Origin of the sequence: Streptomyces sp. AM8-1-1, assembly GCF_032229325.1 — a bacterium.
Taxonomy (GTDB): Bacteria; Actinomycetota; Actinomycetes; order Streptomycetales; family Streptomycetaceae; genus Streptomyces; species Streptomyces achmelvichensis.
Window position 1 is genome coordinate 5,003,122 of the sequence record NZ_CP135086.1, and the last position, 20,548, is coordinate 5,023,669.

Genomic DNA, 20,548 nt, shown 5'->3' on the forward strand with positions numbered 1-20,548 from the left:
TACCGCACACATGAGCGCGTCAGGCGGAACCAAGGCGATCGTGGCGGCACTGGCCGCCAATCTCGCAATCGCGGTAGCGAAGTTCGTGGCGTTCCTGTTCAGCGGCTCGTCGTCGATGCTCGCCGAAAGCGTCCACTCGCTCGCCGACTCCGGCAACCAGGGCCTGCTGCTGCTCGGCGGCAAGAAGGCCCAGCGCGAGGCGACCCCGCAACACCCCTTCGGCTACGGCCGCGAGCGCTACATCTACGCCTTCCTCGTCTCCATCGTCCTCTTCTCGGTCGGCGGCATGTTCGCGATCTACGAGGGCTACGAGAAGATCAAGCACCCGCACCCGATCGAGGCCTGGTACTGGCCGGTCGGCGTCCTCGTCTTCGCGATCATCGCCGAGACGTTCTCCTTCCGCACGGCCATCAAGGAGTCCAACGCGATCCGCGGGGCGCTGTCCTGGACGCAGTTCGTACGCCGGGCCAAGGCGCCCGAGCTCCCCGTCGTCCTGCTGGAGGACCTGGGCGCGCTCGTCGGTCTGTTCCTGGCGCTCGGTGGCGTCGGTCTCGCCCTGGGCACCGGCAACGGCGTGTGGGACGGCATCGGCACCCTCTGCATCGGTGTCCTGCTGATCGTCATCGCGATCGTCCTGGCCGCGGAGACGAAGTCGCTCCTGCTGGGTGAGGCGGCCGGCGTCGAGGACGTCGAGAAGATCAAGGAAGCGCTCGTGGACGGCCAGGTGGTCACGCGCATCATCCACATGCGCACCCTCCACCTCGGTCCCGAGGAGCTTCTGGTCGCGGCGAAGGTCGCGGTGGAGCACGACGACACGGCCACGGAGATCGCCCACGCGATCAACGCCGCCGAGGACCGCATTCGCGCCGCCGTCCCGATCGCCCGCGTCATCTACCTGGAGCCGGACATCTACGACGCTGCGGCGGCCGAAGCGGGCGTGAACCCGGCGAAGTCCCCGGGCGGCGGCCCGGCCCCGGACGGAGCGCACTGACGCCTCGGGCGCGCGAACGGCATCCTGCATACGCGCAGGAGGGCCCCCGGACCACACGGTCCGGGGGCCCTGTCGTTGCTTGCTCACCGCGTGCCGGTCGGTCGGGCAGGGGCAGTCGGCGGGGCGCCGGGAGGAGGCGACCCGGGGAACTGCCCGGCCGCCCGCGCACGACGCCGCCCCGCCACCCGGCCGGCCAGAGCGAGCCCTACTCCGGCCAGAAGGGCCACGCCCGACACCGTGACACCCGCGACCAGCAGCATCGGCACGGCGGTGTCGTCCGCGCGGCCCTTCACCGCCGCCACCGGCACCGTGCCGCCGCCCTCGAAGAAGCGTGAGTCGAGGGAATCCATCCGGTTGTCCCCGAGCAGGAAGACCTGCCCGTCCGGCACCTTCACGTCGTACGGAGGCGCACCGCCGATCGCGTCTCCGTCCCTGAGATACGGCTCTCGCAACGGCTTCCCGTTCACGGTGACGCGCTCACCGCTGTCGCAGCAGGCGACACTGTCCCCGCCGACGCCCACCACCCGCTTCATCGTCTCCTGGCCGACGGGAGACGGAGCGCGGAACAGGACGATGTCGCCACGCCGTACGTCACCGGGACCCACCTCCTCGAAGAAGACGGGGTCGCCCTGCGCGAAGCCGGGCGTCATCGAATCGCCGTTCGCGGCGCGCACCGAGTACCCCAGGAGCGGCACCAGCATCCCCGCCATTCCCAGCAGACCCGCCACCAGCAGCACTAACCCGGCAACGCGCAGATCCCGCCTCGAGCGTCCGGCTGTCATGTGGTCCCCCCACGTCGCCACCCCGGCCCGTACAGGCCCGGGCCCCGCGCGATTCTCGCGCGGGGCCCGGGGTGCATGGCCCTGAGTCATGCCTAGGGCCTGCTCCTGCACGCACCTGTGCCGGCAGGCGTACGGCTACTGAACTTCACGCAACACCGTGAGGACCGCCGCCTCGTCGGGCGCGGCCGACAGCCGCTCGCGGAAGCCGGTGTCCATCAGCTTGCGCGACAGCATCGCGAGGATCCGCAGGTGTTCGTCGCCCGCGGCCGCCTCCGGCACCGTGATCATGAAGATCAGCTTGGCCTGCGTACCGTCGAGCGAACCCCACTCCACGCCCTCGGCCGACCGCGCGAACCCGACCACCGGGGCCGTGACCGCGTCGGTCTTGGCGTGCGGAATGGCGATATCCTCGCCGAGCCCGGTGGACCCCTGTTCCTCACGGGCGAATGCCGCCGCCACCAGCGCCTCCAGGTCGGTGACCTTCCCGGTGGTGGCGAGCATCGCGGCCATCTCACGGATGGCGGCGTCCTTGGTCCCGGCCTCCAGCCGTACCTTCACGGTCTGCCCGGTGAGATACCCGGACAGCACGTCGTCGTCGGCAGCGTCGGCCTCGGCCAGGGGCTCAGGCCGGGGCTCAGTCTCGGGCTCGGTCTGGGCCTGGGGCGCAGCCTCGGGTTCGGCCGGGGGCTCGGTGGCGGGGGAGGCCGCCGGGGGAGCGGCAGGTGCCTTCGTGAGCACGGCCGCGGTGCCGGCTCCCGCTCCGGGTCCCGCTCCGGCGCCGGCGAGCACCGGCTCGGGTACGAGAGGCGCGGCCCCCGTCCCGGACACGGCTCCGGCTCCCGCGGTCGCGAGTGCCGCCGCACCGCGGTTGCCACGCTCCTTGATGTCGATCAGCGCATTCGTCGTGATCGCCGTGACGAGGGTGCCGACGGCCACGGCGAGGAAGAACATCGGCACCCCGCCGATCGCCCCGAGCACCGCCACGATCGGTCCGCCGTGCGGTACCGCGTCCTCGACCGAGGCGACACCGGCGATCGCTCCAGCCACCGCACCACCGAGCATGTTCGCCGGGATCACCTGTGCCGGCCGTGCGGCGGCGAACGGAATCGCGCCCTCGGAGATGCCGAACATGCCCATGAACAGCGCCGCCATACCGGTCTCGCGCTCCTGCTGCGAGTAGAGCCTGCGCCGTATCAGCGTGGCGAGCCCCTGACCGAGCGGCATCACCGGGATCGCGGCGGCGCACATGCCCATGACGGTCTGGTTGCCGGTCGCGATGAGCCCGGCGCCGAAGAGGAACGCGGTTTTGTTGACCGGCCCGCCCATGTCGAACGCGATCATGAGCCCCAGCAGCGCACCCAGCAGTACCGCACTGGTTCCGGTCATCCCGCTCAGCCAGTCGGTGAGATGCGTGAACACCCAGGCGATGGGTTCACCGATGACGTAGATGAAGAACAGACTCAGCGCCGTCGTCGCCACGATCGGGATCACGATGATCGGCATGATCGGCTGCGCGAACTTGGGGACCTTGACCTTCTTGATCCACAGGACCAGATATCCGGCCAGGAACCCGGTGACGATGGCGCCGATGAACCCCGCGCCCGCCTCGGAGTCGTAGAACTCCCCGTGCCCGGCGATCCAGCCACCGATCATGCCCGGCACCAGCGCGGGCCGGTCGGCGATCGCGTAGGCGATGTATCCGGACAGGATCGGGATCATCAGCTCGAAGCCGATGACACCGACGGCGTTCACATCCGCCCAGAAACTCCCCTCGGGAATCACATAGCCCTTGGCCGTCGCGTCACCGCCGAGGGCGAGGGATATAGCGATGAGCAGTCCGCCGACGACTACGAACGGGATCATGTACGAGACGCCGTTCATCAGCGCCTTGTAGACGGTGCTGCGCTCCTTGCCACCCCCGGCCGCCCCGGATCCGCCGGCTGCCGATCCGCCGCCACTGCCGCCGTCCGCAGCGTGCACGGGCGCGCTCTGCACCTGCTCGATCAGACTCTCCGGGTGGTGGATCCCTTCGGCCACCCCGACGGCCAGCACCTTCTTGCCCACGAAACGGCTGCGGTCGACGTCCTTGTCGGCGGCGATGATGATGCCGTCAGCGTTTCTGACATCGTTGTCAGTCAGGACGTTCTCGGCGCCGATGGAGCCCTGCGTCTCCACCTTGATCTCGACGCCGAGCGCCTCCGCGGCCTGTGCCAGCTTCTCCGCGGCCATGTAGGTGTGCGCGATGCCGGTCGGACAGGCGGTCACCGCGAGAAGCCTGACCTTCCGCTTCTCGCTCTCCGGACTGGTCACGTGTTTCTCCTAACGCTTGTGGCGCAGATCGTGCAGATTCCCGATCCCGCAGCATCGTGCAACACGTTTGCGCCACATCAAAAGCCCTGGTGGCCCGGCACTTAAAGGACAAGGCCCCTGGGATGTGGCCGAATCCTGCTCCCGGGCGCCCCGGGGCGGGCTGGGGCCGACCGCAGGGATCGGTGTAGATTCGTGACCAGACTCAGACGTCGCTGCTGATGGCGGTCGGGCGGTCCTCACGGACCGGCCGAGGGAGAGAGGGCCTCCGACGGACTGCGCTGCGAGTGGCCCGGGCATTCCTGTGTCCGCCGCCGCAGAGCCAGCCGTACCCACCTCGACCCAACCACGAGGAGCAGCTCGCCCATGACGACTGTCGCCACCGGCCAGGACTTCAAGGTCGCCGACCTTTCGCTCGCCGACTTCGGCCGCAAGGAGATCACCCTCGCCGAGCACGAGATGCCCGGCCTGATGTCGATCCGCAAGGAGTACGCCGCGCAGCAGCCGCTCGCCGGCGCGCGCATCACCGGCTCGCTGCACATGACCGTGCAGACCGCCGTCCTCATCGAGACCCTGGTCGCCCTCGGCGCCGAGGTCCGCTGGGCGTCCTGCAACATCTTCTCCACCCAGGACCACGCCGCCGCCGCGATCGCGGTCGGCCCCAACGGCACGCCGGACAGCCCCGCGGGCGTCCCGGTCTTCGCCTGGAAGGGCGAGACGCTGGAGGAGTACTGGTGGTGCACGGAGCAGGCGCTGACCTGGCCCGGCACGCCCACCGGCGGTCCGAACATGATCCTCGACGACGGCGGTGACGCCACGCTCCTGGTCCACAAGGGCGTTGAGTTCGAGAAGGCCGGCGAGGCCCCCGACCCGGCCACCGCGGACAGCGAGGAGTACGCCTACATCCTCCGCCTGCTGAACCGCACCCTCTCCGAGGACCCGCAGAAGTGGACCCGCCTGGCGTCCGAGATCCGCGGCGTCACCGAAGAGACCACCACCGGTGTTCACCGTCTGTACGAGATGCACCGCGACGGCACCCTCCTCTTCCCGGCGATCAACGTCAACGACGCGGTCACCAAGTCCAAGTTCGACAACAAGTACGGCTGCCGCCACTCGCTCGTCGACGGCATCAACCGCGCCACCGACGTCCTGATCGGCGGCAAGGTCGCGGTCGTCTGCGGCTACGGCGACGTCGGCAAGGGCTGCGCGGAGTCCCTCCGCGGCCAGGGCGCCCGCGTGATCATCACCGAGATCGACCCCATCTGCGCCCTCCAGGCGGCGATGGACGGCTACCAGGTCACCACGCTCGACGAGGTCGTCGGCACGGCCGACCTGTTCATCACCACCACGGGCAACAAGGACATCATCATGGCCGCCGACATGACCAAGATGAAGCACCAGGCCATCGTCGGGAACATCGGCCACTTCGACAACGAGATCGACATGGCCGGCCTGGCGCAGATCCCGGGCATCGTCAAGGACGAGGTCAAGCCCCAGGTCCACACCTGGAAGTTCCCCGACGGCAAGGTCATCATCGTGCTGTCGGAGGGCCGCCTGCTGAACCTGGGCAACGCGACGGGTCACCCCTCGTTCGTGATGTCCAACAGCTTCGCCGACCAGACCCTGGCGCAGATCGAGCTCTTCACCAAGCCGCAGGAGTACCCGACCGACGTCTACGTGCTGCCGAAGCACCTCGACGAGAAGGTCGCCCGGCTGCACCTGGACGCGCTCGGCGTGAAGCTCACGACGCTCCGCCCCGAGCAGGCCTCGTACATCGGTGTGCAGGTCGAGGGCCCGTACAAGTCGGACCACTACCGCTACTGATCGTCTGCCGACCCCGGCCGGCTGCCCCCTGCACGGCGCAGGTGGACAGTCGGCCGTCGGTCGGACCTGGGCGACAGGCCGGCTGACGGAAGCCGGACAGCTTCCGGCGGCCGACGGCAGCGTGACAGCCTCCGCCACAGGTGGCCGTCGGCGGCCGGACAGCCTCGCGGCAGGTAGCCGTCACACCACCCGCCGCAGGCGGCGGTCAGCAGCCCGTGGTCAACAGACAGCACAGCCGACAGTGGCACCAGGCAGGCCCCCGCACCCCCGTGTCGGGGGCCTGCCCCGTACCCTCCCCGAACGGCTCCGGCTCTCCGGCACGAGCCTCACCGCCCAAGGACACCGACGCCCCCATGCCCCGCGGCCGCTATTCGCTCCACGATCCGCACGATCACACCCCCCTCGGCAACGAACACTTCCAATGCGCCCCCGGCCCGTCCGGCTGGCGCTACGTCTCGCAGATCACCACCCCCTCCGGCGACCACGCAGGCTCCGTCGACCTCGCCCTCGACGAACTCGGCCGTCCCATCCGCCTCGAACTCCACGCATCCAGCTGGCAAGTCCGTGGCGCCGCACTCGACGGCGTCACCTGGGTCCGCACCGACCCCACCGGCACTCATGCCACCGAAGGCAATGTCCGCGCCCACGCCTTCACCGGCACGTCCCCCGCCTTCCTCATCGCGACCGCCCGCCTGCTGCAGCTCACCCCCGGCTCCCCGGCGACGCGCGTCCGCCTGGTCGCCTTCACGGATCCAGTCCTCGCCCCCCGCACGGTGGATCAGTCCTGGGCCCTGGTGAAGAGTGAAGCGCATGCCACTGACAATGGCCCTCTGACCGTGGACGAATACCAGGTCAGCGCCCTGGACACAGGGGAGCAGCACGCGGTGCACATCGCGGGGGACGTGGTTCTCGCGGCGCCCGGCATCGAACTCGAGGACCTCGAGACACCACCGTCGGCCCTGCCCTGACGAGCGATCGCAGCGAGGCCCACGGCAGCCCGCCACGCCGGGTTCGGTAGCTGCTTCTGACCGGCTGCCTGCCCCTAAGCGGGAGGCGCGAAGCCCGTCGACCGCGGTGCGCCGCCATCGGCGCGGTCACCGGCACCGCGGGTCGGCCCGGTCGGGATGCGGGGACCGACTTCCTTGGCCGGCCCGAGCGCTACGGGCGTCGCCTGAGAACCGGCAGCCTCACTGCCACCGCCGGTCCAGCCTGCACCAGGGCTCACAGTGTTCCCCATTGCCGCACCCGCGGCTGCCGCGCCCGCACCGCCACTCGCTCCGGTGGCCGGGGAGCCGAACCCGGGTGCTGCCGCCTGCATCTGGCCCGTCCCGGTCATCGGCGCACCTCCAACGCCCCCCGCCCCGAAGGCGCGTCGCGCATCCCGGGCCTGCCGCTCGTTCACCACAGCGGCCAGATAAGCGGCCGGAGGCACACCCTGCGGCGCGGGCGCCCCCGTGCGTTCGGCCAGGTCACCCGCCAGCCGTTCCGCCATCGACCAGCTCACCGCCGGGTCCAACTGGCGCATCCGCGTCAGAAACTGCCGTATCGCCAGCCACAGGTGATCGGGCACTGCCGACAGGTCCAGCTCCGCGAAGCGGCCCACGAGCCACGGGGGCGGAGGGGGCAGGACGTTCCCGCGTGTGGCGGGCACCCGCTCCCGTACGACCAGCGTCCCCGCGAAGACATCCCCGATGCGCCGGCCCCGCGCCGACACCAGCGACGCGATGCACGCGATGACTCCGAACGACATCAGGATCTCGACCACTCCCATCGCCCCGCGCACCAGCGCGTGACGGAAGCGGATCGGCCCGCCGTCATCGCGCACGACCCGCAGTCCGCAGGCGAGCTTCCCCAGCGAGCGCCCACGGCTCAGGGTCTCCACGGCTATCGGCGCACCCACCAGGACCAGGAGGAACGACGCGATCGACACCGCCATGACGGCCGCCTCGTCCAGTGAGGCCGTCGCCACGGCGAGGCCTATGGATATGAACAGGTAAGCGGCCCACACGACCACCAGGTCGATCACTATGGCGAGTGCTCGACTCGGCAGTTTCGCCGACTGCAGCCCCAGTACGACCGCGTCCCCCGTCACTAGCGCACTCACCGCTGCCGCCCTCCGCCGTCGACCGTCCCTGCCCCTTGCTTCATCAGTCTGCCAAGCTGATCCGCAGCGCGCCGCAGTAGTACGAACCGTACGCACCCAGTGCCTGGAGCAGCAGCCGACCATGGACCTCGATGTCTTCGTGACCGCCCACCGTGCCGAGTGGGACCGCCTGGACCACCTACTGCACCGAGGCCGCCGACTCACGGGCGCCGAAGCCGACGAACTCGTCGCGCTCTACCAGCGCACCGCCACGCACCTGTCCCTCATACAGTCGAGCGCCCCCGACCCGGTACTCACCGGCCGCCTCACGCAGCTCGTCGCCCGCGCCCGCTCCACGGTCACGGGAACCCGGCGAGCCACCTGGCGGGACGCGGTCCGCTTCGTCACCGCCGGCTTCCCGGCGGCCGTCTACCGCTCCCGCCACTGGTGGATACCGACCGCCGTGCTCTCCACCCTCCTCGCCGCGATCATCGGCTGGTGGATCGGCGTCCACCCCGAGGTCCAGTCGTCGATCGCCGCGCCCGACGAACTCCGCCGGCTCACGCAACCGGGTGGCGAGTACGAGACGTACTACTCCAGCCACCCCGCGGCCTCCTTCGCCGCCCAGGTCTGGACGAACAACGCACGGGCAGCCGCCATGTGCCTCACCCTCGGCGCCTTCCTGTGCCTCCCGGTGATCTGGATCCTGTTCCTCAACATGCTCAATCTGGGCGTCGGCATCGGCCTGATGTCCTCGGCCGGCCGTCTCGACACGTTCCTGGGCCTCGTTCTGCCGCACGGTCTCCTCGAACTGACCGCTGTCTTCGTCGCCGCGGGTACGGGCCTACGCCTTGGCTGGACGCTCATCGACCCCGGCCCTCTGTCCCGCCGGACGGCGCTCGCCCAGCAAGGGCGCGCCGCGCTCGGAATGGCTATCGGCCTGGCCCTGGTGCTCTTCGTGGCGGGCGTGATCGAAGGCTTCGTCACCCCGTCCGGCCTGCCCACGTGGGCCCGCATCACCATCGGCATCGTCGCTGAACTGGCCTTCCTGGCATACGTCTACGTTCTGGGCGGACGAGCGGCCCGGGCGGGCGACACGGGCGACGTCGACGAGGCCGACCGCAGTGCCGAACTCCCGGCCGCTGCCTGATGTGCGTCCGGCCCGTCTGACCTGCTAGTGTCCTCTCCGCCCGCAAAAACCGTTGACACGGCGGATGTGGGGAGGTAGATTTTGAGGGTTGCCTCGGACTGGACAAGGCCGAGAGCAGTTGATAATGTCTCTCTCGCTCTCAACGGAAATTCAAATTTCCGCAGAGCCAATCGACTCCTTATCCGGATCACTCAGGCTGATTAGCTCGGCCGAAATGCTTCTGATAAAGTCGGTGCAGCCGAAAGGCAAAGGCCACTCCAATCGGCCATCGGATTCAAACTCCACCGGAAACGGAACGGAAAAAGAATCTGGTAGGGTTGGAAACGCAAGACCGAAGGGAAGCGCCCGGAGGAAAGCCCGAGAGGGTGAGTACAAAGGAAGCGTCCGTTCCTTGAGAACTCAACAGCGTGCCAAAAGTCAACGCCAGATATGTTGATACCCCGTCCATCTTCGGATGGCGAGGTTCCTTTGAAAGTCCTGCCGGCCCTTGTGGTTGGTAGGCAATGACACAGCGAGGACGCTGTGAACAGTCGGTCTTATTCCGATCGGCTGTTCCGCTCTTGTGGTGTTCATCCCGATTACGGGAAAACATTCATGGAGAGTTTGATCCTGGCTCAGGACGAACGCTGGCGGCGTGCTTAACACATGCAAGTCGAACGATGAAGCCCTTCGGGGTGGATTAGTGGCGAACGGGTGAGTAACACGTGGGCAATCTGCCCTTCACTCTGGGACAAGCCCTGGAAACGGGGTCTAATACCGGATAACACTCCTTCCTGCATGGGAAGGGGTTGAAAGCTCCGGCGGTGAAGGATGAGCCCGCGGCCTATCAGCTTGTTGGTGGGGTGATGGCCTACCAAGGCGACGACGGGTAGCCGGCCTGAGAGGGCGACCGGCCACACTGGGACTGAGACACGGCCCAGACTCCTACGGGAGGCAGCAGTGGGGAATATTGCACAATGGGCGAAAGCCTGATGCAGCGACGCCGCGTGAGGGATGACGGCCTTCGGGTTGTAAACCTCTTTCAGCAGGGAAGAAGCGAAAGTGACGGTACCTGCAGAAGAAGCGCCGGCTAACTACGTGCCAGCAGCCGCGGTAGTACGTAGGGCGCAAGCGTTGTCCGGAATTATTGGGCGTAAAGAGCTCGTAGGCGGCTTGTCACGTCGGATGTGAAAGCCCGGGGCTTAACCCCGGGTCTGCATTCGATACGGGCTAGCTAGAGTGTGGTAGGGGAGATCGGAATTCCTGGTGTAGCGGTGAAATGCGCAGATATCAGGAGGAACACCGGTGGCGAAGGCGGATCTCTGGGCCATTACTGACGCTGAGGAGCGAAAGCGTGGGGAGCGAACAGGATTAGATACCCTGGTAGTCCACGCCGTAAACGTTGGGAACTAGGTGTTGGCGACATTCCACGTCGTCGGTGCCGCAGCTAACGCATTGGTTCCCCGCCTGGGGAGTACGGCCGCAAGGCTAAAACTCAAAGGAATTGACGGGGGCCCGCACAAGCAGCGGAGCATGTGGCTTAATTCGACGCAACGCGAAGAACCTTACCAAGGCTTGACATCGCCCGGAAAGCATCAGAGATGGTGCCCCCTTGTGGTCGGGTGACAGGTGGTGCATGGCTGTCGTCAGCTCGTGTCGTGAGATGTTGGGTTAAGTCCCGCAACGAGCGCAACCCTTGTTCTGTGTTGCCAGCATGCCCTTCGGGGTGATGGGGACTCACAGGAGACTGCCGGGGTCAACTCGGAGGAAGGTGGGGACGACGTCAAGTCATCATGCCCCTTATGTCTTGGGCTGCACACGTGCTACAATGGCCGGTACAATGAGCTGCGATGCCGCGAGGCGGAGCGAATCTCAAAAGCCGGTCTCAGTTCGGATTGGGGTCTGCAACTCGACCCCATGAAGTCGGAGTTGCTAGTAATCGCAGATCAGCATTGCTGCGGTGAATACGTTCCCGGGCCTTGTACACACCGCCCGTCACGTCACGAAAGTCGGTAACACCCGAAGCCGGTGGCCCAACCCCTTGTGGGAGGGAGCTGTCGAAGGTGGGACTGGCGATTGGGACGAAGTCGTAACAAGGTAGCCGTACCGGAAGGTGCGGCTGGATCACCTCCTTTCTAAGGAGCACTTCTTACCGGATCTTCGGATCAGGTCAGAGGCCAGTACATCGGCGAATGTCCGGTGCTGGTTGCTCATGGGTGGAACGTTGACTATTCGGCACGGCTCAGATGATGACTGTTAGTACTGCTTCGGCGTGGAACACAGGATTCGACTGGTCGTGCCGGGCGCGCTGTTGGGTATCTGAGGGTACGGACAGAAAGTTGTCTGAACCTTCGCGATGCCGGCCCCAGTGAACTCGCTGTTTTCAGCGGGGTGGTGGGTGGCTGGTCGTTGCTTGAGAACTGCACAGTGGACGCGAGCATCTGTGGCCAAGTTTTTAAGGGCGCACGGTGGATGCCTTGGCACCAGGAACCGATGAAGGACGTGGGAGGCCACGATAGTCCCCGGGGAGTCGTCAACCAGGCTTTGATCCGGGGGTTTCCGAATGGGGAAACCCGGCAGTCGTCATGGGCTGTCACCCGCTGCTGAACACATAGGCAGTGTGGAGGGAACGAGGGGAAGTGAAACATCTCAGTACCCTCAGGAAGAGAAAACAACCGTGATTCCGGGAGTAGTGGCGAGCGAAACCGGATGAGGCCAAACCGTATGCGTGTGATACCCGGCAGGGGTTGCGCATGCGGGGTTGTGGGATCTCTTTATCATCGTCTGCCGGCGGTGAGACGAGTCAGAAACCGTATGGATAGGCGAAGGACATGCGAAAGGTCCGGCGTAGAGGGTAAGACCCCCGTAGCTGAAATTCATGCGGCTCGTTTAAGAGACACCCAAGTAGCACGGGGCCCGAGAAATCCCGTGTGAATCTGGCGGGACCACCCGTTAAGCCTAAATATTCCCTGGTGACCGATAGCGGATAGTACCGTGAGGGAATGGTGAAGAGTACCGCGGGAGCGGAGTGAAATAGTACCTGAAACCGTGTGCCTACAAGCCGTGGGAGCGTCGCGCAAGGAACTTGTTCCTTGCGTCGTGACTGCGTGCCTTTTGAAGAATGAGCCTGCGAGTTTGCGGTGTGTTGCGAGGTTAACCCGTGTGGGGAAGCCGTAGCGAAAGCGAGTCCGAATAGGGCGACATAGTAGCGCGCTCAAGACCCGAAGCGGAGTGATCTAGCCATGGGCAGGTTGAAGCGGCTGTAAGAGGTCGTGGAGGACCGAACCCACCAGGGTTGAAAACCTGGGGGATGACCTGTGGTTAGGGGTGAAAGGCCAATCAAACTCCGTGATAGCTGGTTCTCCCCGAAATGCATTTAGGTGCAGCGTCGTGTGTTTCTTGCCGGAGGTAGAGCACTGGATAGGCGATGGGCCCTACCGGGTTACTGACCTTAGCCAAACTCCGAATGCCGGTAAGTGAGAGCACGGCAGTGAGACTGTGGGGGATAAGCTCCATGGTCGAGAGGGAAACAGCCCAGAGCATCGACTAAGGCCCCTAAGCGTACGCTAAGTGGGAAAGGATGTGGAGTCGCAGAGACAACCAGGAGGTTGGCTTAGAAGCAGCCACCCTTGAAAGAGTGCGTAATAGCTCACTGGTCAAGTGATTCCGCGCCGACAATGTAGCGGGGCTCAAGCGTACCGCCGAAGTCGTGTCATTCCAGCACATAGGGCCAACGCCCGCTGGGATGGGTAGGGGAGCGTCGTGTGCCGGGTGAAGCCGCGCCGGAAGGCAGTGGTGGACGGTTCACGAGTGAGAATGCAGGCATGAGTAGCGATACACACGTGAGAAACGTGTGCGCCGATTGACTAAGGGTTCCTGGGTCAAGCTGATCTGCCCAGGGTAAGTCGGGACCTAAGGCGAGGCCGACAGGCGTAGTCGATGGACAACCGGTTGATATTCCGGTACCCGCTTTGAAACGCCCAATATCGAGCCCATTAATGCTAAGCCCGTGAAGCCGTTCCGGACCCTTCGGGGAAAGGAAAGTGGTGGAGCCGGCGATCCAAGGTGGTAGTAGGTAAGCGATGGGGTGACGCAGGAAGGTAGTCCAGCCCGGGCGGTGGTTGTCCCGGGTAAGGGTGTAGGCCGAGGGGTAGGCAAATCCGTCCCTCGTTAAGGCTGAGACCTGATGCCGAGCCGATTGTGGTGAAGTGGATGATCCTATGCTGTCGAGAAAAGCCTCTAGCGAGTTTCATGGCGGCCCGTACCCTAAACCGACTCAGGTGGTCAGGTAGAGAATACCGAGGCGTTCGGGTGAACTATGGTTAAGGAACTCGGCAAAATGCCCCCGTAACTTCGGGAGAAGGGGGGGCCATCACTGGTGAGAGGACTTGCTCCTCGAGCTGGGGGTGGCCGCAGAGACCAGCGAGAAGCGACTGTTTACTAAAAACACAGGTCCGTGCGAAGCCGTAAGGCGATGTATACGGACTGACGCCTGCCCGGTGCTGGAACGTTAAGGGGACCGGTTAGTACGCTTTCGGGCGTGCGAAGCTGAGAACTTAAGCGCCAGTAAAACGGCGGTGGTAACTATAACCATCCTAAGGTAGCGAAATTCCTTGTCGGGTAAGTTCCGACCTGCACGAATGGCGTAACGACTTCTCGACTGTCTCAACCATAGGCCCGGTGAAATTGCACTACGAGTAAAGATGCTCGTTTCGCGCAGCAGGACGGAAAGACCCCGGGACCTTTACTACAGTTTGATATTGGTGTTCGGTTCGGCTTGTGTAGGATAGGTGGGAGACTGTGAAGCGGCCACGCCAGTGGTTGTGGAGTCATCGTTGAAATACCACTCTGGTCGTGCTGGATGTCTAACCTGGGTCCGTGATCCGGATCAGGGACAGTGTCTGATGGGTAGTTTAACTGGGGCGGTTGCCTCCCAAAGGGTAACGGAGGCGCCCAAAGGTTCCCTCAGCCTGGTTGGCAATCAGGTGTTGAGTGTAAGTGCACAAGGGAGCTTGACTGTGAGACCGACGGGTCGAGCAGGGACGAAAGTCGGGACTAGTGATCCGGCGGTGGCTTGTGGAAGCGCCGTCGCTCAACGGATAAAAGGTACCCCGGGGATAACAGGCTGATCTTCCCCAAGAGTCCATATCGACGGGATGGTTTGGCACCTCGATGTCGGCTCGTCGCATCCTGGGGCTGGAGTCGGTCCCAAGGGTTGGGCTGTTCGCCCATTAAAGCGGTACGCGAGCTGGGTTTAGAACGTCGTGAGACAGTTCGGTCCCTATCCGCTGTGCGCGTAGGAATATTGAGAAGGGCTGTCCCTAGTACGAGAGGACCGGGACGGACGAACCTCTGGTGTGCCAGTTGTCCTGCCAAGGGCATGGCTGGTTGGCTACGTTCGGGAGGGATAACCGCTGAAAGCATCTAAGCGGGAAGCCTGCTTCGAGATGAGTATTCCCACCTCCTTGAGAGGGTAAGGCTCCCAGTAGACGACTGGGTTGATAGGCCGGATATGGAAGCCCAGTAATGGGTGGAGTTGACCGGTACTAATAGGCCGAGGGCTTGTCCTCAGTTGCTCGCGTCCACTGTGTTAGTTCTGAAGTAACGAACTGTCGAACCCCCGTCTGTGTGGGTTCCGGGTCGATATCTTCATAGTGTTTCGGTGGTCATTGCGTTAGGGAAACGCCCGGTTACATTCCGAACCCGGAAGCTAAGCCTTTCAGCGCCGATGGTACTGCAGGGGGGACCCTGTGGGAGAGTAGGACGCCGCCGAACAATCATTGTGGGAAGGCCCCGCACCTCTGGTGCGGGGCCTTTCTGCGTTCCGGGGCGAATGGGCGAAAGCCCTTGGGCTCCGCATTCGCCTCTCTACAGCTTGCCAGCTGCTTTCAGTGCCAAATAGGTGTCGGCGAGGGCCGGAGCGAGATCGTCCGGGGTCGCGTCCACGACAATGACGCCATGGCGCTGAAGTTGCTCCGCTGTGCGGCGCCGCTGAGCCTGGGACTGCGTACCCGCCGCGGCGTCGTAGACGGCCTCCACATCCCCACGCGCAGCGGACATCTCCTGGATGTGCGGATCAGCCACCGCGGCCACGAGCACGGTGTGCCGTTGGGTGAGCTGAGGCAGGACCGGGAGCAGGCCCTCTTCGATGGGGGCAGCATCGAGGCCCGTGAGCAGCACGATCAGCGATCGTCGCGGAGCGCTCTTGAGAGCTGCTGCACTCAGGCCACGCGCGTCGGTCTCGACGAGTTCCGGCTCCAGGGGAGCGAGCGCGTTGACCATGGCGGGCAGAAGTTCGCCCGCGGATCGTCCCTGCACCTGGGCGCGGACACGACGGTCGTACGCCAGGAGATCGACCCGGTCGCCGGCGCGTGAGGCAAGCGCGGTGAGGAGCAGGGCGGCGTCCATCGCCGCGTCGAGACGCGGGACATCTCCCACTCGGCCGGCGGATGTGCGGCCGGTGTCGAGCACGACGAGGATGTGGCGGTCGCGTTCCGGGCGCCACGTGCGCACGGCAACAGTCGTCCGACGGGCGGTGGCCCGCCAGTCGATGGAGCGGGTGTCGTCGCCGGGCACGTAGTCACGAAGACTGTCGAACTCCGTCCCCTGCCCACGGATCAGGACGCTGGTGCGGCCGTCGAGTTCTCGCAGCCGGGCCAGGCGGGACGGCAGGTGCTTGCGGCTGGCGAACGGAGGCAGGACGCGGACCGTCCAGGCGACGCTGTGATTGCTCTGGCGGGCGGCGAGGCCGAGAGGGCCGTACGACCGGACGGTGACCCGCTCGGCATGACGGTCGCCGCGGCGTGTGGGACGCAGAGCGGTGGTGATGCGCCGGCGTTCACGGGCGGGCACGGACACCTTGTGCCGGGATGCGGCTTGCTCGGTGCCGACGACCCAGCTGCTGGGAGGCCATGCGTCGCGAAGGTCGGCGCGCAGACGGCGCGCTGAGGGGTTGGTGATCGTCAGCTGGACGTCAGCACGTTCACCGAGTCGAACTGATGTATCACCGCTTCGGGTGAATCGGAGCGTTCGCACTGGCGCGGCGAGGGCGTAGTCGCACAAGATTGCCAAAGAGAGAGGCGCATTCACAGCAAGCATCCCCGTCCAGCTGGGCGCGAGGATGCCCACGGGGAGCGAGCCGAGAGCGGCGAGCAGTGCGGTTCGTCCGGTGAGGGCCATGGCGCGGCCTCAGCGGGGGACGGGGACGTGGCTGAGGATCGCGGTGATGACGGAGTCGGCGGTGACTCCTTCCATCTCCGCTTCCGGCCGGAGCTGGATCCGATGGCGCAGAGTCGGCAGGGCCAGGGCCTTCACGTCGTCGGGGATGACGTAGTCGCGGCCTGTGAGCCACGCCCACGCGCGGGCGGTGGACAGCAGGGCCGTAGCGCCTCGGGGGGACACACCGAGACTGAGTGAGGGGGACTCGCGGGTGGCACGACAGATATCGACCACATAGCCGGTGATCTCGGCGGAGACCGAGGTCTTGGCGACGGCGGCCCGGGCCGCCTCCAGGTCGGCGGGCCCGGCGACGGGCCGCACTCCCGCCGCGTGGAGGTCGCGCGGATTGAAGCCTTCGGCGTGACGGGTCAGCACGCCGATCTCGTCGTCCCGCGAAGGCAGCGGCACGGTCAGCTTCAGCAGGAAGCGGTCGAGTTGGGCTTCGGGCAGGGGATAGGTCCCCTCGTACTCCACGGGGTTCTGCGTAGCCGCCACCAGGAAGGGATCCGGAAGCATGCGGGGCGTGCCGTCCACCGTGACCTGGCGCTCCTCCATCGCCTCGAGGAGCGAGGACTGTGTCTTGGGAGGCGTGCGGTTGATCTCGTCGGCGAGCAGAAGGTTGGTGAAGACGGGACCGGGCTGGAAGGAGAACTCTGCGGTGCGCGCGTCGTAGACGAGCGAGCCGGTGACATCGCTGGGCATGAGGTCGGGGGTGAACTGGACACGCTTGGTGTCGAGTTCGAGCGATGCCGCGAGTGCGCGGACCAGGAGAGTCTTGGCGACTCCCGGTACGCCTTCGAGAAGGACATGGCCGCGGCAGAGCAGGGCCACGACGAGTCCGGTGACAGCGGGATCCTGGCCGACCACGGCCTTGGCGATCTCGGTGCGCAGGGCTTCCAGGGAAGCGCGGGCGCGGTCCGAGCTCTCAGCTGTCTCGGGTGTCGGGGCGCTCATGAGGTGCGTACCTCTCTTTCGAGGGCGTCGAGTTGGTCTGCCAGGTGAACAAGTGCGGTGTCGTCGGCCGGAGCCGGCCCGAACAGCAGGGCGGTGAGATCCCGGTCGCCGGCGGCCAGGCGCGCCGAGACGGCGGGGAGCAGCACCTCGGGAGAGTGGGCGTCGAGGGCGGAGACGCCGAGAAGTGGCGCGAGGCGGGTGCGGGTGGCGGAGCGCAGCGCTGCGGCGGCGCGGTCACGGGCGTTCACCTTGCGGTAGAGGCGGGCGCGTCCCTGCGTCGATTCGGATGCCCGGATGGCCACCGGCAGCCGTTCGGTGACGAGGGGGCCCAGACGGCGGGCACGCCAGATGGCTGCAAGGGCGGCGGCGAGCGTCAGTTGGAGGGTGCCCCAGAGCCAGCCCGAAGGGATCAGATCGAAGAACGTGCTGTCGGTGTCTGCATCGGTGCCGTCCTGAGTGGCGGAGCCGTCGGTGAGCGAGGGGAGGTACCAGACCAGATGAGGGCGGGAACCAAGGAGTTGAAGTGCGAGAGAGGCGTTGCCGCGCTGGTCGAGGCGGTCGTTGTACAGGATGTCGGGGGCACCGAGCAGGACGGTGTCGCCGCCGTCGGAGTCGTCGATCCTGACGAGGCTGGGCATTCCTTCGCTCGGGTAACAGGCGTCGGTCCCGGTCGCCTTGGTGACGTAGCGCTCGCCGCCGAGGTCGGCGTTGCCGGCTCTGAGGGCAGCGGCGAAGGAGCACTGGGGAGTGCGGGCCGCGACAGGGGCGGGGGTGTCGGCGCGCACCCCGGGGGCCAGAGTCTCGACGGATGCGGCACCGGCGGAGACGAGCACGGTGCGTCCGCCGGAGGTTGCCGTCGCCGCCCGCAGGGTTTCCTGCTGGCTGTCCGTCAGCAGGTCGGGCATCGCGACCAGAAGTGTGGTGTCCGTGTCGGCAGCGGCAGTTGCCTCGTCCAGAGTGGTGACCACACGGGTGGAGACGCCGCTGTCCTTGAGGATCTCGGCCACGGCGCGACTGCCCAGACGGTCGGCCGAGCGCGGGTCGAGGCGGCCGTGCTGGTCGCCGGACTGCAGTGCGGCCATGGCGATGCCCGCCACCAGGAGAATCACCAGGGCCAGCAGCAGACCGCGGGTGCGGGTCCACACCTGGCGGCCGGTGGGGGACATGGAGGTGGAGCTGGGGGCAACCCCGGTCATCCGGCTGCTCCTCGGGACGCGCCGGCGAGTTGGGGCTTGGCCCGCTCCAGTTCGAGGTCGAGGTCCCGCAACCGCAGATACGCCTGCCGGTCGGCAGTCCGCCCGCCGTATGTGACGTCGTCGAACTCCCTGGCGGCGGCCCGCAGTCCGGCGGTGTGGTCGGGGAGGGAACGGCCGCCTTCTGCAGCCGCCTCGTCGGCGGTGCGGCCCGGACGCGGATCGAGGAGGGCGCGTTCCTCCAGCGAGCGAACGATGGCACGCATGCGTTCCTGCACGGCCTGGTTCCAGCGTTCGGCCGTCGCGTGGGTCTCTGCGGCGCTGCGGTGTTCCGCCGCGCTTCGGGGGACGTCGTCGAAGAGTGAGTCGGCCGAGGTCGCAGCGCGGTGGGGGGTGCCAAGTCGCCACCAGAGGGCGGCGATCAGGCCGATGACCAGCAGGACGACGACGACTAGGCCGAGCGGGCCGCCGGGGGTGGCGCCGGAGGCGGTGTCGAAGATGCCGCCCACCCACTCCCAGAAGCGGTCGAGGGCGCGCTGGAGCAGGCTCGGGTCGTTCTCGTGGTACATCGGCTTCGACAGCTCGCGCTCCGCAGCCTCCCTGGCGGGTATCCGAGGAGTGTCCACCGGTACGTCGTCGCCGGCGGCCAGGGCCGCCCGCACTGCTGTCACACCCCCCGTGGTGAACACCGCATCAGCCCCTGGCGGGGGTGCCGGGCGGCTCGGAGCCGTAGCCGGATACGCCTGCGGCCCGGGCGAGTTCGATGTCCAGGGCCTCGCGGCGGATGCGCTGGTCGATGTAGAGGAGCACCGTCACACCCGCGGAGATCGGGTAGGTGATGGAGGACGCGATCACCGAGCCGATCCCCGTGATGATCAGGAAGGCCCAGCCGAATTCCGGCGTGGTGCCGGAGAAGAGGTCGCTGAATCCGGTGCCGTCCACGGCCAATGCGATCACGCTGAACGGCACCGCGATGATCATCGACACCAGCAGAGTCAGCAGCAGCGTGAGCGCGATGATGCCGAACGTCCGCCACCAGGCGCCCTGCACCAGCTTGGCGGAGCGGCGCAAGGACTGGATGACGCCCTGGCGCTCCAGCATCAGGGCGGGCGAGGCGAGGGCGAAGCGGACCATCAGCCACAGGATGACCGGTCCGGCGACGAGTCCTCCGAGGACGGCGAGCGCGACCCCGGCGCCGCCGCCGATCAGCAGACCGGGTACCAGAGCCACGCCCATGATTCCCGCGCTCATCAGCGGCAGCAGCAGGGTGAGGCCGAGGAGTTGGGGCAGCCGAGGGCGAGCCTCCTGCCAGGCCTCGGAGAGGCTGACCGGGCGGCCCAGTACGGAGCGGCTGATGACCATCGTGAGCAGGGCGGTGGTGAAGAGTGTGCCGACCAGCGCGATGAGGATCGACGGGCCCATGGCCACCAGGCTGGCCTGCAGCGAGTCGACGGACTGCCGCAGCGCCTCCGACGGGTCGGCGTCGGGGTCGACCTCGGGGGGTGTGGGAAGCAGGTAGCGCTCGACGAGGATGTTGCAGATCTGGGAGATCACGGAGACGGTGATCGTGATGCCCAGGACCGTGCGCCAGTGGGCGCGCAGCGTGGAGACCGCGCCGTCGAGGATCTCGCCGACGCCCAGCGGGCGGAGCGGGATGACACCCGGCTTGGCCGCGGGGGGCGCGCCCCACGCGCCGCGCGGCGGGCCGCCGCCCCAGCCCGGGGCGGGCGGGGGAGCCTGCGGAGGAGTCTGGGGCGGTCCCGTCGGCGCCGACCACTGGCCGGCGGGCGGCTGCTCCTTGGACCACTTCGAGGCGGGGCCGCTCTCGTCGGCGGGCCCGGCGGGCCGCGGTACGCCGGCGTCGTCCTGCCCGTTGGAGGGAGCGGATCCGGGCGAGGCCCAGCCCGGAGTGTCGTTCACCGTCGTCCACCTCATGCACTGGTTGTGGTGCCGGCTCGGCGAGCCGGAGCGTTCACAGGGCCTGTCGGTGTATCGGGTCGGCAGGCTGGCAGCCATCGTGCCACGCGGGGCCCGCTGGTGGGCGGGGCCCTGTATCTCCTTCGCACC

12 protein-coding genes and 3 rRNA genes are annotated in these 20,548 nt (G+C 66.7%); 7 read left to right on the plus strand and 8 right to left on the minus strand.

All coding sequences use genetic code 11. From position 1 onward, the window contains the following. The first annotated feature begins 10 nt into the window (after positions 1 to 10). The gene (locus RPQ07_RS22585; RefSeq protein ID WP_313945993.1) at positions 11 to 991 is read left to right on the plus strand and encodes a cation diffusion facilitator family transporter; all 981 of its coding nucleotides are present in this window, start codon (positions 11 to 13) and stop codon (positions 989 to 991) included. 83 nt (positions 992 to 1,074) lie between these two features. On the opposite strand, the gene lepB is transcribed toward RPQ07_RS22585, so the two are convergent. Together lepB and RPQ07_RS22595 are read right to left on the minus strand one after the other, a co-directional pair. After that, positions 1,075 to 1,773 (minus strand): signal peptidase I, encoded by a 699-nt coding sequence (gene lepB, locus RPQ07_RS22590; protein WP_313945994.1) that lies wholly within the window; start codon positions 1,771 to 1,773, stop codon positions 1,075 to 1,077. Positions 1,774 to 1,908: 135 nt separating this feature from the next. Further along, positions 1,909 to 4,002 carry a fructose-specific PTS transporter subunit EIIC gene (locus tag RPQ07_RS22595; protein WP_413777846.1) on the minus strand — a complete coding sequence of 698 codons (2,094 nt, stop codon included), beginning with the start codon at positions 4,000 to 4,002 and terminating at the stop codon, positions 1,909 to 1,911. 444 nt (positions 4,003 to 4,446) lie between these two features. On the opposite strand from RPQ07_RS22595, the gene ahcY reads away from it, so the two are divergent. Further along, on the plus strand, positions 4,447 to 5,904 hold the full coding sequence (ahcY, locus tag RPQ07_RS22600; RefSeq protein ID WP_313945996.1) for an adenosylhomocysteinase: 1,458 nt from the start codon (positions 4,447 to 4,449) through the stop codon (positions 5,902 to 5,904). A gap of 353 nt (positions 5,905 to 6,257) precedes the next feature. Then, entirely contained in the window at positions 6,258 to 6,872 is a 615-nt protein-coding gene (locus tag RPQ07_RS22605; protein WP_313945997.1) for a hypothetical protein, read from the plus strand. 74 nt (positions 6,873 to 6,946) lie between these two features. Here RPQ07_RS22605 and RPQ07_RS22610 read toward each other — a convergent pair whose 3' ends face one another. Continuing rightward, a complete protein-coding gene (locus tag RPQ07_RS22610) occupies positions 6,947 to 8,008 on the minus strand; it encodes an RDD family protein (RefSeq protein ID WP_313945998.1) in 1,062 nt (353 codons plus the stop codon). 121 nt (positions 8,009 to 8,129) lie between these two features. Here RPQ07_RS22610 and RPQ07_RS22615 point away from each other — a divergent pair, with 121 nt between their 5' ends. From RPQ07_RS22615 to rrf, 4 genes are all read left to right on the plus strand, one after another. After that, positions 8,130 to 9,137 (plus strand): stage II sporulation protein M, encoded by a 1,008-nt coding sequence (locus RPQ07_RS22615; RefSeq protein ID WP_313945999.1) that lies wholly within the window; start codon positions 8,130 to 8,132, stop codon positions 9,135 to 9,137. A gap of 591 nt (positions 9,138 to 9,728) precedes the next feature. Further along, positions 9,729 to 11,251, plus strand: a 16S ribosomal RNA gene (locus RPQ07_RS22620). A 310-nt stretch (positions 11,252 to 11,561) separates the two neighbouring features. Then, positions 11,562 to 14,686, plus strand: a 23S ribosomal RNA gene (locus RPQ07_RS22625). Between the two features lie 88 nt (positions 14,687 to 14,774). Beyond that, a 5S ribosomal RNA gene (gene rrf, locus RPQ07_RS22630) occupies positions 14,775 to 14,891 on the plus strand. The 16S, 23S and 5S rRNA genes sit together here, the layout of an rRNA operon. A gap of 93 nt (positions 14,892 to 14,984) precedes the next feature. On the opposite strand, the gene RPQ07_RS22635 is transcribed toward rrf, so the two are convergent. From RPQ07_RS22635 to RPQ07_RS22655, 5 genes are read right to left on the minus strand one after another with little or no spacing between them, the layout of a single operon-like run. Next, entirely contained in the window at positions 14,985 to 16,295 is a 1,311-nt protein-coding gene (locus RPQ07_RS22635) for a DUF58 domain-containing protein (RefSeq protein ID WP_313946000.1), read from the minus strand. Between the two features lie 9 nt (positions 16,296 to 16,304). After that, a complete protein-coding gene (locus tag RPQ07_RS22640) occupies positions 16,305 to 17,288 on the minus strand; it encodes a MoxR family ATPase (RefSeq protein ID WP_313946001.1) in 984 nt (327 codons plus the stop codon). Then, positions 17,285 to 18,484: a DUF4350 domain-containing protein gene (locus tag RPQ07_RS22645; RefSeq protein WP_313946002.1), complete on the minus strand. Its 1,200-nt coding sequence runs from the start codon at positions 18,482 to 18,484 to the stop codon at positions 17,285 to 17,287. The genes RPQ07_RS22640 and RPQ07_RS22645 overlap by 4 nt, the downstream gene beginning before the upstream one ends. After that, positions 18,481 to 19,170, minus strand: coding sequence for a DUF4129 domain-containing protein (locus RPQ07_RS22650; RefSeq protein WP_313946003.1), 690 nt, complete (start codon positions 19,168 to 19,170; stop codon positions 18,481 to 18,483). Before RPQ07_RS22650 ends, RPQ07_RS22645 begins: the two co-directional genes overlap by 4 nt. 4 nt (positions 19,171 to 19,174) lie before the next feature. Further along, positions 19,175 to 20,401: a glycerophosphoryl diester phosphodiesterase membrane domain-containing protein gene (locus RPQ07_RS22655; protein WP_313946004.1), complete on the minus strand. Its 1,227-nt coding sequence runs from the start codon at positions 20,399 to 20,401 to the stop codon at positions 19,175 to 19,177. Positions 20,402 to 20,548: the final 147 nt, after the last annotated feature.

What these genes read in the sequence shown, in the direction of transcription:
- RPQ07_RS22585 (WP_313945993.1), top strand. Translation starts at nt 11, where the DNA reads ATGAGCGCGTCAGGCGGAACCAAGGCGATCGTGGCGGCACTGGCCGCC.
- lepB (WP_313945994.1), bottom strand. Translation starts at nt 1,773, where the DNA reads ATGACAGCCGGACGCTCGAGGCGGGATCTGCGCGTTGCCGGGTTAGTG.
- RPQ07_RS22595 (WP_413777846.1), bottom strand. Translation starts at nt 4,002, where the DNA reads ATGGCCGCGGAGAAGCTGGCACAGGCCGCGGAGGCGCTCGGCGTCGAG.
- ahcY (WP_313945996.1), top strand. Translation starts at nt 4,447, where the DNA reads ATGACGACTGTCGCCACCGGCCAGGACTTCAAGGTCGCCGACCTTTCG.
- RPQ07_RS22605 (WP_313945997.1), top strand. Translation starts at nt 6,258, where the DNA reads ATGCCCCGCGGCCGCTATTCGCTCCACGATCCGCACGATCACACCCCC.
- RPQ07_RS22615 (WP_313945999.1), top strand. Translation starts at nt 8,130, where the DNA reads ATGGACCTCGATGTCTTCGTGACCGCCCACCGTGCCGAGTGGGACCGC.
- RPQ07_RS22635 (WP_313946000.1), bottom strand. Translation starts at nt 16,295, where the DNA reads ATGGCCCTCACCGGACGAACCGCACTGCTCGCCGCTCTCGGCTCGCTC.
- RPQ07_RS22640 (WP_313946001.1), bottom strand. Translation starts at nt 17,288, where the DNA reads ATGAGCGCCCCGACACCCGAGACAGCTGAGAGCTCGGACCGCGCCCGC.
- RPQ07_RS22645 (WP_313946002.1), bottom strand. Translation starts at nt 18,484, where the DNA reads ATGACCGGGGTTGCCCCCAGCTCCACCTCCATGTCCCCCACCGGCCGC.